This window comes from Pseudoalteromonas sp. US3C1004 (assembly GCF_048401065.1).
GTDB classification, from domain to species: Bacteria; Pseudomonadota; Gammaproteobacteria; order Enterobacterales; family Alteromonadaceae; genus Pseudoalteromonas; species Pseudoalteromonas undina.
Genome location: NZ_CP183073.1, coordinates 1,626,934 through 1,641,491 on the forward strand (window position 1 = coordinate 1,626,934; position 14,558 = coordinate 1,641,491).

General features: G+C 39.1%; 8 protein-coding genes. All 8 read right to left on the minus strand.

Features of this window, described 5'->3' with window-relative positions:
• Nucleotides 1-4: 4 nt before the first annotated feature.
• Nucleotides 5-1,918 carry an ABC transporter ATP-binding protein gene (locus ACNSN3_RS07570; protein ID WP_418608999.1) on the minus strand — a complete coding sequence of 638 codons (1,914 nt, stop codon included), beginning with the start codon at nt 1,916-1,918 and terminating at the stop codon, nt 5-7.
• 15 nt (nt 1,919-1,933) lie between these two features.
• On the minus strand, nt 1,934-2,173 hold the full coding sequence (locus tag ACNSN3_RS07575) for a glutaredoxin family protein (protein WP_418609001.1): 240 nt from the start codon (nt 2,171-2,173) through the stop codon (nt 1,934-1,936).
• Nucleotides 2,166-4,283 (minus strand): bifunctional 23S rRNA (guanine(2069)-N(7))-methyltransferase RlmK/23S rRNA (guanine(2445)-N(2))-methyltransferase RlmL, encoded by a 2,118-nt coding sequence (gene rlmKL, locus ACNSN3_RS07580; RefSeq protein WP_418609003.1) that lies wholly within the window; start codon nt 4,281-4,283, stop codon nt 2,166-2,168. Before rlmKL ends, ACNSN3_RS07575 begins: the two co-directional genes overlap by 8 nt.
• 90 nt (nt 4,284-4,373) lie before the next feature.
• Nucleotides 4,374-4,904, minus strand: a complete 531-nt coding sequence (locus tag ACNSN3_RS07585) for a cell division protein ZapC (RefSeq protein ID WP_054201007.1) — start codon at nt 4,902-4,904, stop codon at nt 4,374-4,376.
• 130 nt (nt 4,905-5,034) lie between these two features.
• Nucleotides 5,035-6,045: a quinone-dependent dihydroorotate dehydrogenase gene (gene pyrD, locus ACNSN3_RS07590; protein ID WP_010390146.1), complete on the minus strand. Its 1,011-nt coding sequence runs from the start codon at nt 6,043-6,045 to the stop codon at nt 5,035-5,037.
• A gap of 105 nt (nt 6,046-6,150) precedes the next feature.
• On the minus strand, nt 6,151-10,992 hold the full coding sequence (locus tag ACNSN3_RS07595; RefSeq protein WP_418609005.1) for an NAD-glutamate dehydrogenase: 4,842 nt from the start codon (nt 10,990-10,992) through the stop codon (nt 6,151-6,153).
• Nucleotides 10,993-11,202: 210 nt separating this feature from the next.
• Nucleotides 11,203-13,524: an efflux RND transporter permease subunit gene (locus ACNSN3_RS07600; protein ID WP_290167623.1), complete on the minus strand. Its 2,322-nt coding sequence runs from the start codon at nt 13,522-13,524 to the stop codon at nt 11,203-11,205.
• Nucleotides 13,524-14,519 (minus strand): WD40/YVTN/BNR-like repeat-containing protein, encoded by a 996-nt coding sequence (locus ACNSN3_RS07605; RefSeq protein ID WP_054201009.1) that lies wholly within the window; start codon nt 14,517-14,519, stop codon nt 13,524-13,526. The genes ACNSN3_RS07600 and ACNSN3_RS07605 overlap by 1 nt, the downstream gene beginning before the upstream one ends.
• Nucleotides 14,520-14,558: the final 39 nt, after the last annotated feature.

Sequence of the window (14,558 nt, forward strand, 5' to 3'; positions counted from 1 at the left end):
CTTACTACTGATTCTTTAATTCTTCAAGTTCTTCCCAACGCTCAAAAGCGGCTTCAAGGTCAGACTCAAGTTGGGCTAAATGGTTCAATTCCTTGGCTGTTATATCACTGTCTTGCTTGAAAAAATCTTCATGACTTACTCGTTCTTGTTGTTTTTCAAGTTCAGCTTCAAGTTGCTCCATTTTATTAGGTAGTTGCTCTAGTTCAAGTTTTAATTTGTAAGAGAGTTTATTTGCTTTGTTATTGCTTTTAACTGGCGTTGGCTCTGTTTTTTCAACTTTTTTGACTGGCTGCTTTTGCAACTCTTCGTGCTGCTCCGCCAAATAGTTGGTATAAGCTTCATAATCACTGTAGCCACCAACTATATCAGTAACTTTGCCGTTACCTTCAAATGCCCAAACACTCGAACAGGTATTATCAATAAACTCTCGGTCGTGACTTACTATAAGCACAGTACCTTGATATTGGTTAATAATATCTTCAAGTAGCTCTAATGTTTCTATATCTAAGTCATTGGTAGGCTCATCGAGCACTAATATATTTGAAGGTTTCAAAAATAACTTGGCTAATAACAACCTGTTTTTCTCACCACCTGAAAGTGCTTTTACCGGTGTACGAGCACGTGCTGGCGGAAATAAAAAGTCTTGTAAATAGCCTAACACGTGACGTGAGCGTCCGCCCATCATCACTTCTTGCTTACCTTCAGCAACGTTATCTTGAACGGTCGCTTCTTCATCAAGCTTCTCACGGTACTGATCGAAATATGCAAACTCTAAGTTAACACCTTGCTTTATTTCACCACTGTCTGCTTTTAAATCACCAAACAATAATTTTAATAGCGTTGTTTTACCAATACCATTAGGCCCCACCAAACCAATACGATCGCCACGCATCACTAAGGTAGAGAAATCATCAGCTATCACTTTGTCTTTAAATGCATGATTTAAGTGTTTAGCTTCAAATACTAGTTTACCTGAACGATCCGCTGTTTCGATATTGAAATCAGTTTTACCTACTTGTTCCACACGTTGTTTACGTTCATTACGTAATTGTTTCAGCTCACGAACACGGCCTTCATTACGGGTTCGACGGGCTTTAACACCTTGGCGGATCCATGCTTCTTCTTCCGCTAAGCGTTTATCAAACAATGCATTTTGTGTTTCTTCTACTTTTAAATCATGCGCTTTTTGTTCTAAGTAAGTTGCATAATCACCAGGATAAGAAATTAGTTTACCGCGATCTAAATCTAAAATACGTGTAGCAACAGCTCGAATAAATGCACGGTCATGCGATATAAATACAATACCGCCTTTAAATTCTTTTAGGAATTGCTCTAACCACATTACACTTGTCATATCCAAGTGGTTAGTAGGCTCATCGAGCAGTAATAAATCAGGCTCACTCACTAAAGCACGCGCTAATGCAACTTTACGTAACCAACCACCTGAGAGCGACTCAAGTTTCGCATCAGGAGTTAGCTCTAATTGAGTAAGTACAAGTTGAATTCGGCTATCAAAACGCCAGCCATCTGCCGCCTCTAATTTATTAGATAAACGCTCTAATTTATTTAATAGTTGATCAGTGCAATCTGTTTGCAATTGTGTGCTTACATGATGAAAGTCAATAAGTAAATTAGCAATTTCGGGCATACCTTGGGCAACGTAATCAAATACAGTGCCGCTAGCCCCTTTAGGTGGATCTTGCTCTAAACGCGATATTTTTAAGCTACCAACTTGGTTTATTTCGCCATCGTCAAGTATTACTTGACCGTCGAGTACTTTTAAAAGCGTTGATTTACCTGCACCATTGCGACCTACAATACACACACGTTCGCCACTTTCTATTACTGCATCTGCATTATCAAGTAATGGGTGTGTACCGTAAGCTAATTGTGCTTTTGAAATTCTAATTAAATCCATAGTTAATCTTTACTCTTATTCTGCTTGCGCTAAAAACTGCTGCGCCTGAGGTGCAGTAAAAGGCCAAAATAATTGTTGGCCTTGTTGATTTTTTAAAACCGGAATGCTTATTTGATACTCTAAAATTAATGCGTCATTGCTCATAATATCAATAAGTTGTAATTCATCGGTTGATGAAAGTAACGGTTTTAACAGCTGCTCTGCTTGCTCGCACAAGTGGCAGCCGTCGGTGTGATATAAAATCCACTTAGCCATGTTTAATTAACCAGCTATTATGAATTTTTTTATTTCGTTTAAAGTCAGGAGATAAGGTTTTTTCAGAAATATTTTCTGCTTTTAACCCTAACCCCATCAAGCCAACTTCATCCATTACAAAACCGCGTTTATTATTAGAGAATATTAGCGTACCCGATGGGCTCAATATTTTTTTAACCCAAGTTAACAGCTTAATGTGGTCGTTTTGCACATCAAACGCGTCTTTCATTCGTTTAGAATTTGAAAAAGTAGGCGGATCTAAAAAGATCAGGTCATACTGCCCTTGTGCATACTCTAGCCATTTTAAACAATCTGCTTGCTCAAAACGATAACGTGTATTGCTAATATCGTTAAGCGCAAAGTTATCTTGACCCCACTTTAAGTAGGTTTTAGATAAATCAACGGTAGTAATCGCTTTTGCGCCACCAATGGCTGCATGAACTGAGGCGGTTCCTGTGTATGCAAACAGGTTCAAAAAGCGCTTATCTTTTGCGTTTTCTTGAATATAACGACGTGCAAGGCGATGATCTAAAAATAGCCCCGTGTCTAAGTAGTCAAATAAATTAACTTTAAACATAGCACCAAACTCTTCTACTACCATGGTTCTATTTTGCTTAGCCATGGGTGTATATTGCTCTTCACCTTTTTGCTTTTTACGTACTTTTACAGCAATGTTTTCAGGTGCAATATCAAGTTGTTGTGCTGTCAAGCTAATAACATCTTGTAAACGCTTCTCAGAGGTTTTTTCATCAATCTCTTTCGGTGCTGCGTATTCAAAAATAACCGCTGAATCACCATAAATATCAACCGCAACGTTGTATTCAGGAATATCTGCATCGTAAACACGATACGCATGGACTTGATTTTGCTTAAGCCAATTTTTTAAGCCTTGCTTGTTCTTTTTCAGGCGATTAGCAAATGCCATCGAGCCTTCGAAGTTTAAAGCGGGTTTGTCATCAGAGGTAAGGCTGACTTGCTTGTCATCAAGCTGATACAGGTTTAATTCAACATCAAGGGGGCCATTTTTAAATTTATAGCGTTTTTGCTTCACTAATTTAAGTAATTTAAACAGGCTTTCATCCATGCCCAGTAGAGCGAGTTTCCAATGATTAAAGTGCTTTTTAAAACCAACACCTAAGCTACGATGCAAGTTTACAAGTTCAGCCATAGAACCAATACGCTCACCATAAGGTAAGTTAGAAATAACAACACCCGGCAATTTTGCAACGCTCGTCAGTTTTGTCGCATCGCTTTGCTTAAATTTAATCACCGTATCAAGCTCTGCACGCTGCGCATTAGCAATCGCTTTATCAAGTACTTGTGCATCGTAATCATGGCCAATTAACCATAATTTAGGATCAGTAATATTCGCTAAAAGTTGCTCTTTAAGTTCTTTGAATTTTGCCACTCTAAAGCTAGGCAAACGCTCAAACGCGAATCCTTCACGGAATAATCCAGGCGCTTCATTACGTGCCATTCCAGCCGCTTCTATTAAAATAGTGCCGGCACCACAACATGGATCGAATAGTGGTTGATTGACATTTTCGAGCCAGCCACTACGTTTTATTATTGCCGCAGCTAAATGCTCTTTTATGGGTGCTTTGCCTTGACCTTGACGGTAACCACGCTCTGATAAACGCGGCCCTGAGTAATCAATATAAAGTGAAACGCCATGACGATTTAAACGTGCAACCACTCGCACATTGGCATCTTGCTTATCTACATTTGGTCGCTGTTCAAATAAATCGTTAAAGTAATCAACAATCGCATCTTTAATTACTAAACCAGAAAACTGGGTATTTTTAAGTGAATCGTTTGTGCCATTAAAATCAACAGCAAAAGTTTGTGTTGGGCCAAACCATTCTTGCCAAGGTTGTAAGCGTGCAAATTTGTACAAGCTGTCTTTGTCATTTACGCCTTCTTTTTCTTCAATAAGCATAAGTACACGCGTAGCAAAGCGTGTAGATAAACACACTTTTTGCGCTAGCAATGAGTCAGCCTCAAAGCGAACAGAACCCACAGTTTGCTTTGACACCGTAGCGCCAAGTTCTGTAAGTTCATCAACCAATAAATTTTCGATTCCGATAGAAGTAAGTGCGATAAATTGCAAAGTAAAAACCCTTAATAGCTAATTGCGCGGGATTATAACATAGGTTTGCGTACAAATACGCCTTAAACAAGCCTCAAAGACTAAATTAGGCTAAGCTGTTTGGCTATCGTACTGTGAGGTAATTAAGGGGTGAACTCGGTTGTTTAAAACGCGGATAACTTCAAACTGGGCAAGTGATAGATTGTCATCTAGTGCAAAGGTTTCGCTTAAATTAATGCACACAGAAGCATCTGGACAATGCTCTATAATTAAAAACTCGCCAGTTTGTGATTCTGAGCTTAAATTAATAACCGCTTCAGTACTAGGTGTACTACCAGTATACGGTTTGAAAAACCAACTTTTTGCCAACACTGGTTTTAATTGAAATTTAACTGCCGTTGCATTGAGCGCTATTTGGCATAACTGGGCAGGATTCCATAAATTAAACTGCGCAAGGTAATAATAAACTTGCTCATAAAAGGCTGCATCTTCAAGGCTGAAGTATGGGTTTTCAAAAGCACAATCGGTGAGCTGTCTAAGCTTATAAGGTGTACAAAGTTGCATATCGTCATTTAAATCAAGCAGTAAGCGGTTTTTTTCAGCACACGCTATCCACTGCCATTGCTTTGACGCTTGTAACATTTGCTCCTCCCTACTTAGTACTTAAAAAATAAAATAAGACAATAAGCTTAGAGTATAGCTGCTTTTGACCATTTTTAAAACGTCTTTTTAGAACATTTATCGAACGATCAAAAGCTTACATAACTGATCCTTATAAGTCGTTAATGATCGACTTGACCAATTGCGGTCCTTTGTATATAAAACCGGTATAAACTTGAACTAAATCTGCACCCGCATTAAATTTTTCTTTTGCTGATTTAGCATCATCAATACCACCCACACCAATAATAGGTAACTGATTGTTTGTTAAACGCTTGAGTTCAGAAACAACATGGGTGGAACGCTCCCTAACTGGCGCTCCTGATAAACCGCCTGCCTCATCAGCATACTGCTGACCTTGCACTAAGCTACGCTCTAAGGTGGTATTTGTGGCTATAACACCATCAATTTTATTATTTAACAGTGACTCGCTCACTTGTTCAATTTGAATTGGATCTAGGTCTGGCGCAATTTTCACCAACATAGGCACATGCTTATTATGCTTGGCAATTAAATCAAGCTGTTCGTTTTTCAAGCTTTGTAATAAGTCATCTAATGCTGCGCCATATTGCAGGTCTCGTAAGCCTGGGGTGTTGGGTGATGAAATGTTTACAGTGATGTATGATGCATGCTCAAACACTTTACGCATACAGTGAATGTAATCATCTTTGCCCTGCTCATTTGGTGTATCTTTATTTTTACCAATATTGATACCTAAAATACCATCGTATTTAGCTGCTTTAACATTGTTAACTAAATTATCAACACCTTTGTTATTAAAGCCCATACGATTAATAATCGCATTTGACTGCGGCAACCTGAATATCCGCGGCTTATCGTTCCCCGCTTGAGGACGCGGTGTTACTGTACCCACTTCTACAAAGCCAAAACCCATTTGAGCGAATGCCTCAATACACTCCGCATTTTTATCAAGGCCTGCAGCAAGCCCTACTGGGTTTTTAAATTCGAGGCCTAAAAAGTTCACTGGTTTATTTGCCACGCTTTGTGACCATGCAGCACTTAATGGCGTGTTAGCAAAGCGACGTAAGTTATTAAGAGCAAAATCATGGGCCCACTCCGCATCACGGGTAAACATAAAACGGCGAGCTAAATCGTAGAACATGAATATAATCCTCTTAAAATTGTAGACAAAAAAATACCTCAGACAAGGCTGAGGTATTATATAACAAAAACTGTTTAACGATTAGTTTTAATCATTAGCAGTTTGTTACTTTGCTGATGTATCACAGTTGTGACCAAGTAACATGAGCTCTCTTAATGCCACTGAGAACTTAGCAAAATCGTGACTTTGCGATGTTTTAAACTCTGTCAACATTTGCTTCCAACGTTGAAGTAACAGATCTTGACTATCCATCCATTGTTCAATTTGACCATCTACATCACTGCTTTCACCTTCAAAGCTGTTTAATACCACTTCTGACAAGGTGCGTTGCTGCCAATCTAACTCTTCACGATATGATGCACGCGCTAATGCCTGCCAATGGTTAGAAACCGGTTGATTAGTGATTTGATCTAAGAACCAATGTAGTCCCATTTGCGCACCTAATTTAAAGTAAGTGTGCGACACCATATCGATTTTACGATTAGAGTTTTGAGCAATTTGCGTTAAATCCATTACCGAGAACAAGCTTGATAACGACACAATGCGCTGTGCGATATCTGTAGGTACACCGCTTTGTGTTAGTTCTTCACGGGCACTTACAATACGATCGCTTTCTGTTTTAACGATGTATTTAGTTAAGTTTTCACTTAAATCGGCAAATGTTGGTGAGAAAATTTCAATCGCTTGCTCAATTGATTGTGCTTTGGTGCGATGACGAAGGAACCAACGTGTAGCGCGACGAACTGTACGACGTAACTGGTATAACATTTCTGTTTGTACGTTCGATGGTATTTTATTATCTAAATCACTAATAGATAACCATGTTTCACGCATTTGGAAAATTTCACTTGCGATTGAATAACACAATGCAATTTCAGCTTCGTTTGCACCGGTTTCTTCATTCATTCGCACCATAAAGTTTAAGCCCATATCATTAACAATATTATTTGCTAACTTAGTGGCAATAATCTCTTTGCGTAGTGGATGATTATCCATAGCATCATTAAACTTCTCACGTAATGGGCGCGGGAATGATTTAACTAATAACTGACGGTAATATGGATTCTCAGTAATTTCATCCGTTACCAAAGACTCTTTTAGCACCATTTTCGCGTAAGAAACTAATACAGATAGCTCAGGGCGTGTTAAATCTTTACCTGCAGCGGCGCGCTCTGCTAACTCTTCATCTGTAGGAATAAACTCAATTGCACGGTCTAGCTTACCGTCTTTTTCAAGTGCATGAATAAAGCGAATTTTTTCTTTAAGCGTTGAGGTCCCTTTAGATTGAGTGATCGACAAAGTGTGCGTTTGACGATAACAATCTTTAAGTACTAATTCAGACACTTCATCGGTCATTGAGTAAAGTAACTCATCACGTTGCTTACGCGTTAAGTCGCCCTCAGCAACTAAACCATTGAGTAAAATTTTAATATTTACTTCGTTATCTGAACACGCAACCCCACCTACGTTATCGATGAAGTCAGTATTTACACGACCGCCTTGAGCTGCAAATTCAATACGACCTAATTGAGTTGCACCTAAGTTACCGCCCTCGCCAAATACTTTAGCCCCAAGGTCTTTACCATTAATGCGCAGCGCATCATTTGCACGATCTCCAACATCTGCATCCGTTTCTTTCGAATGCTTAATGTAAGTCCCTATACCACCATTCCACAATAAATCATGGTCCATCATTAATGATGCTTTGATCAATTCATTCGGCGTCATGCTAGCTTTTTTAGTGCCTAACATCTTTTTCATTTCAGGGGTCAGCGTAATAGACTTAGCAGCACGCGAGAAAATACCACCACCGCTTGAAATTAGCTCTTTATTGTAATCTTCCCATGATGAACGTGGTAAATTAAATAAACGTTCGCGCTCTGGATAAGAAGCTGCTGCATCTGGGTTTGGATCAACAAAGATATGTAAGTGATTAAACGCCACTTGCAAGCGAATGTGCTTTGATAACAGCATACCGTTACCAAATACGTCACCGGCCATGTCCCCGATAGCTACTGCTGTAAAGTCTGTGGTTTGACAGTTAATATCCATTTCACGGAAATGACGTTTTACAGACTCCCATGCACCACGAGCCGTAATACCCATCTTCTTATGGTCATAACCTACTGAACCACCTGATGCAAACGCATCACCTAGCCAGAAGTTATATTCGTTTGCGATGCCATTGGCAATATCAGAGAATGTTGCTGTGCCTTTATCCGCTGCTACTACTAGGTACGCATCGTCTTCATCATGGCGTGTAACATCAACAGCAGGTACAATTTCACCACGGTCAATATTGTCTGTGATATCTAATAAACCACGAATGAAGATTTTATAACATTCTTGGCCTTCTTTAATAAACGCTTCACGTTCACTAGGTAGTTGTTTACATACAAATCCACCTTTTGAACCTACCGGTACAATCACGGTATTTTTAACTTGTTGCGCTTTTACTAAGCCAAGTACTTCTGTACGGAAATCTTCACGACGATCTGACCAACGCAATCCACCACGGGCAACTTTACCAAAACGTAAATGCACACCTTCAACACGTGGAGAATAAACAAATATCTCAAACGCTGGCACAGGTAGTGGGACTTCTGGGATTAAACTTGGCTGAATTTTAAGTGAGATGTACGACTTAAATTTGCCTTCAGCATCTTTTTGGAAGTAGTTAGTACGTAATGTAGCAACAATCATATCAACGTATAAACGGATAATACGATCATCATCAAGGTTCGCTACGTTTTCTAACTCTGCATAAATTTCTAAGCCTAGTTTTTCAAGTGTTTTAGCACTTGCAGGGCTTTTTACAGAGAACTTTTTAGAGAATAAGTTAACAATTTTAGCGGCAATATGCGGGTAATTTGCAAAGGTACTTTCAATATACGTTTGCGAGAAAGTAACCCCTATTTGGCGCATGTATTTTGCGTATGCACGTAAAATTGATGATTCACGACCCGTTAAACCACCCATTAACACTAGACGGTTAAAGCCATCGTTTTCTAAACGGTTTGCCCATACACTGGTTAATGCAGCGCGAAAACGTGCAGAGATCTTATCAAAATCAGCCATCCCTTTGCTGTCAATTAGCATAGAGAAATCCATGACCCAATTTACGCCACCATCACTAGTTTTAACCGAGTATGGTGTTTCACCTACAACACGTAGACCAAAGTTTTCAAGCATTGGCATAACATCAGATAAATGAATTGGCTCATCTTTATGGAATAAGCTTAAACGCACAATATTGCTGCTTGCTTCTTCTTGTGGACGATAGAACAACATTTCTAACTTGTTCTCATCGCTTAGCATTTCTAGCTTTTCAATATCGACCACTGCAGCGCTAGGTAATACTTCTTCTTTGTATGAGCGTGCAAAGGCATTGCAATATTTACGGTTTAATTCATTACCACGGGCCTCACCAGCAGATTCAAGTAAGGCTGATTGTAATTTGTCTTCCCAAGTACGAGCGGCTTCTATTAGGTTGTTTTCTATGTCTTTCACGTTATATTCAATATTGTTGTCGGTCACACGAACAGTGTAATGGGTACGCGCCAGTGTAGACTCAGAGAAATAGGTAGTAAATTCGACTTTAACGTCAGAATTAAATGCGTTAGCTAAAATAGCTTGCGTTTCGCGGCGAAGCGCTGTGTTATAACGCTCACGTGGTACATAAACCATGCATGATAAAAAACGGCCATATGCATCTTTACGAACAAATAAACGACACATGTCGCGTTCTTGTATTTGCAACACGCCCATGGCAACTTCTAGTAACTCATTCTCACGAGCTTGTACCAGTTCGTCACGTGGGTAGGTTTCTAATATATTTAATACGGCTTTGTATGCATGTGTCCCTTTAGCGAAGTCACACATATCCATAATACGATTAATTTTACTTTTAAGAACCGGTACATCAGCAGCGCTATTGTTGTAAAAGTTTGATGAAAACAAACCGATAAAACGATCTTCACCAATAACATTGCCTTTGTCATCAAAACGTTTTACACCCACATAATCTATGTAAGCTGGGCGATGAACGCGAGACAATGAATTAGTTTTAGTTAAAATTAATAGGTTACTACTGCGTGCTTCTTGGCGTGCCACTTCAGGTAACTCAGAAAGCAAACGTGTATGCTCAGCATCAGAGTTTTTCATTAACCCTAAGCTGGTATCCATTTTACCTTTTAATTGATAGTCTCCCTGAACTGGCGAAAGTTCATATTGGCGATAACCCATTAATGTAAAGTTGTCTTTTACTAGCCAATCTAAAAACTCAACGGTTTCATTTATTTCGTTGTCATTTTTATCTTTATGGCTTTTTGGCAAGCTTTTGCTTACCGCGATTAATTTTTCGCGAATAGGCTGCCAATCTTCAACCGCAACCGATACATCAACAAGTACTGATTCAAGCTCTTTTTTGAAAGACTCAATAACAGTTGCATCTGTTTGACGGTCAATTTCTATAAAGAATACAGTTTTTGTTGATGTTGATTCTTGCTCTGCTTTTAAGCTTGATAACCCAGATATTTTTTCGTTTTTATCACGTTGAATTTTCAGTGGACTATGAAGAAGTAAGTGAGAGGCGATGTTTTCTCGTGTCATGGCCATACGTACAGAGTCAACTAAAAACGGCATGTCTTTAGCAATGATCTCTACAATGGTATGTGATGACTGCCAGCCATCTTTTGCCACTTCAGGGTTGAAAACGCGAATAACTGCGTCATCTGATGTATTTTTTTCTAGCGAATTCCAAAGGCTGAGTGCAGCACCATATAAGTCACTGTCGTTGCGATTTGCCAAATCCTCTTTAGACATATTGCTGTACAAGGCTTTGGCGAATTTCTCAACGAGTAACACATTATCAGCGCGAACTTTTTTCTGGATAAGCTTACAGACGTTATCTAAAATAACCGAGGCTTGGCCTTCATTTCGTGTCATTGTATGTTCCTTAATCTATCACTGCTAGTTTAGCAGAATATTTGTACAGCCATTTATTAGCGTGGAGTCAGTTAAATTCTAACCCTTTTAAAACTAATAAACAGCCTTTTCGATGAAAACATTTTAAGCATTTCAGCTATTTGGTCATCTATTCACAAAATATAGATATAAATGGCCATTACTGGCCATTTTGGAGCAAATTTATTCACCTTATTTTTTCTGGTCAGTCCAGAGCAAGCTACCAATTGCAGGTAAAAGTAATACAGCACCCAACATATTTACTAAAAACATGAAGGTAAGCAGAATTCCCATATCAACTTGGAACTTCAAATCAGAAAAAATCCACGTACTAACACCAATTGCTAATGTAATACCAGTAAATAACACCGCACTACCACGTTCAACTAATGCATTACGATAAGCAATACTCAATGGCACGTTTTGTTTTAACTGCCCCATCATCGATGACAAAATATAAATACCGTAATCAACACCAATACCTACGCCCAAAGCAATTACTGGTAAGGTTGAAACAGTTAGACCAATCTCAAGCTGAACCATAAGTGCTTGCGCAAGAGTAGAGACTATGTACAAGGGTAATACCACTGCAATAGTCGCTTTTACGCTCTTAAAACTAAGTAAGCATAAAATAATGACCGCCCCATAAACATAGAGCATCATAGGGATTTGCGCAGCTGAAACAGACTCATTCGTTGCAGCCATCACACCTACAGGGCCTGATGCCAATTTGAAAGCAAGCTTGTCTGTGCCCTCTTCGACAGCAAATTGTTTTACCTTTGCAATCACGTTATCAATAGTTTGTGCTTTGTGATCATCTAAAAATATAATCACGGGCATTACTGAACAATCACCGTTTAATAACCCTGTGCTGGTTTCAACGCGAGAGGTTGACTGCACTAAACTGGCAGAATTGCGCGGCAAACTTTGCCACTTTAAATTACCCTCGTTATAACCGGCATTAACCGACTGTGCCACTGAGCTTAGGCTGACCGCTGATTGTACACCAGCTAAATTTTCAACCTTATACTGAAAGCGCGATATACGCTCCATGACGTCATGCTCGGTACACGCAGCAGGATATGCTTCCACGATGACTTTTAAAATATCCGAAGAAATAGTGTATTTGTCCGATATTAAGAAAGTATCTTGGTTGTAACGTGCATCTTGGTGCAATGATGGTGCCCCAGCATGTAAATCACCAATACGCATTTTGTCTGCTTGCCAATAGCCCAGTGCAAATAAAACCAGAGTGAAACCAATAATCATTTTTGCTGTTTTTGGGTCGGTTGCTTTAACCAACAAATCGCGCATTGCATCGAGTATGTTCGGTTTATTAGCATCACCTGATTGAATATGGATGCTGTTTTCAAAGCGCATATACGACGCCCACACTGGCAACAAAATCAGATTAGTAAATATAATCACTGCCACACCTAAACTCGCAGTAATAGCAAGTTCACGAATAATACCGATATCAATGGTTAATAGGGTTAAAAAGCCAACCGTATCAGATAACAACGCAATCCCGCCAGGCACAAGTAAAGCCCTAAAGCTTGATTGGCAACATATTGCTGTAGACTTACCTTCAGCAACCTTTTTACCAATGGCATTAATCATCTGCACACCGTGGCTTACGCCAATAGCGAAGACTAAAAATGGCACTAAGATAGACATAGGATCAAGACCGAAGCCTAAGCTAGAAAGCAATCCTAACTGCCAAATTACCGCAATAATTGAACACACAATCGGTAAGATAGTAAGTTTTAAGCTGCCACAAAATAGCCATACCATGACAAAAGTAAACGCAATTGCAATGGCAAAAAATAATACAACCCCTTTTGCGCCCTCGGCTATATCGCCGGCCATTTTTGCAAAACCAATAATATGAATACTGATCTTTTCGGTACTTAGAGGCTCACGAATTTCGCTTTCTAATTTTTTTGCAAAAGCGAGAGTGTCTAATTTTTCTTGTGTTTGCGGATCAGTCTCCAACAGTTGGGCGGTGACCATAGCACACGAATAATCGCTTGCTATCATACGACCCACTACTTTGGCCTTTTCAATGTTCTCTTTAACAATTCCTAAGCCTTGCTTATCGGCTTTAAAGTTGGCTGGTATAATAGGCCCGCCAGCAAAGCCGTCTTCAACGACTTCAACAAAGCGCGCACTAGGTGAAAATATTGAATTTACTAAAGGACGATTTACTCCTGGAATAAAGTAAAGTTGGTCATGCACAGCTTTTAATTGAGTAAAAAATTCAGGGTTAAAAATATCACCACTGTCATCACATACTGAAATTAAAATACTATTAGCGCCGCCAAACTGTTTTTCATGTTTGGTGTACACCTTCATATAATCATGGTTAAGCGGAATATTTTTATTAAATGACGCATCAAGCTGAATCTGCGTTGCTTTAAAAACCAATAAACAGGTGATCAACACAAAACTTATGAGCACCACTAAGCGGTGTCTAAAAATCGCTTTTTCTAAAAAATCTAAAATTGCTTGCATTAAGGGGTCAACTCCTTCACTTTAATGCCGTTTTCTGTTGCCATGATCAGTTTATCTTTAACAATCACGCCATCAAGAATCGCTTTACCATCAGCCAACTGCTCGTACGACAACACATCATCTTTAAGGTGAAAAATAACACCGCTATTAGCCAATAATAGCCATTGTTTATTATTATAATTAATGATGCTATTTACAGTAGCTGTTTTATCATTGTCTAAGTGCTGCCAGTGCTGACTGTCGGTTTTATTTAGGAAAATATTACCACGTAACCCCGCAACAATTTGTTGCGATGAATCTGAAGCAAATCCAAAAAATGAACCAGGGTAAATTTCATCTAAACGTTGCCATGTTTGGCCATCGTCATCACTTTTTGCCATTAAGCCCATCTCACCGACCAGCATTAAACCCGAACTAGTCGGTTCAATGCGATTAAAGTGAGGTAATATAGACGAGGTTTCTATTTCGTAACCCTCAGGATCGGTTTGTTTTAAATCATTTAAATAATCTCTATCTTCACTAAATAACAGTGAATCTAAAAAGCGTTTTTGCCAATGTTTTCCGCCATCACTTGTTTGATAAAACATACCGTAAGCGCCAACCGCATAGCCATTTAAGTCATCTTTAAAATAAATATCTAAACAGGGTTTATCTAAACTTGGTTTTGCTTGTTGTAACTGCCAGTTTTCACCACCATCGGTGGTATTAATAATTGTGGCGTCATGTCCACATGCCCAGCCATTAGAATCATTAGTAAATTCAACCGCTGTTAGTAATACTTGTGTAGGTACCAATTTCGCTTGTTGCCAATCGCTACCATCAATACTTTTAATGACCGTCCCATGTTTACCTACAGCAATAAGCCCTGCTGAAGTTTGGGTAATATCGGTAAGGAGTGTTTTATCTGCATTAATTGCGCTAATCGCACTTTGAGGTGCGTCTTGTGCAAAACTCGCACCGCTTAGGATCAGGCTGGCATAGACCAAATACTTCATAAATTAAATTCGCCTTGAACTGAGGATTTGTTTGTCTGT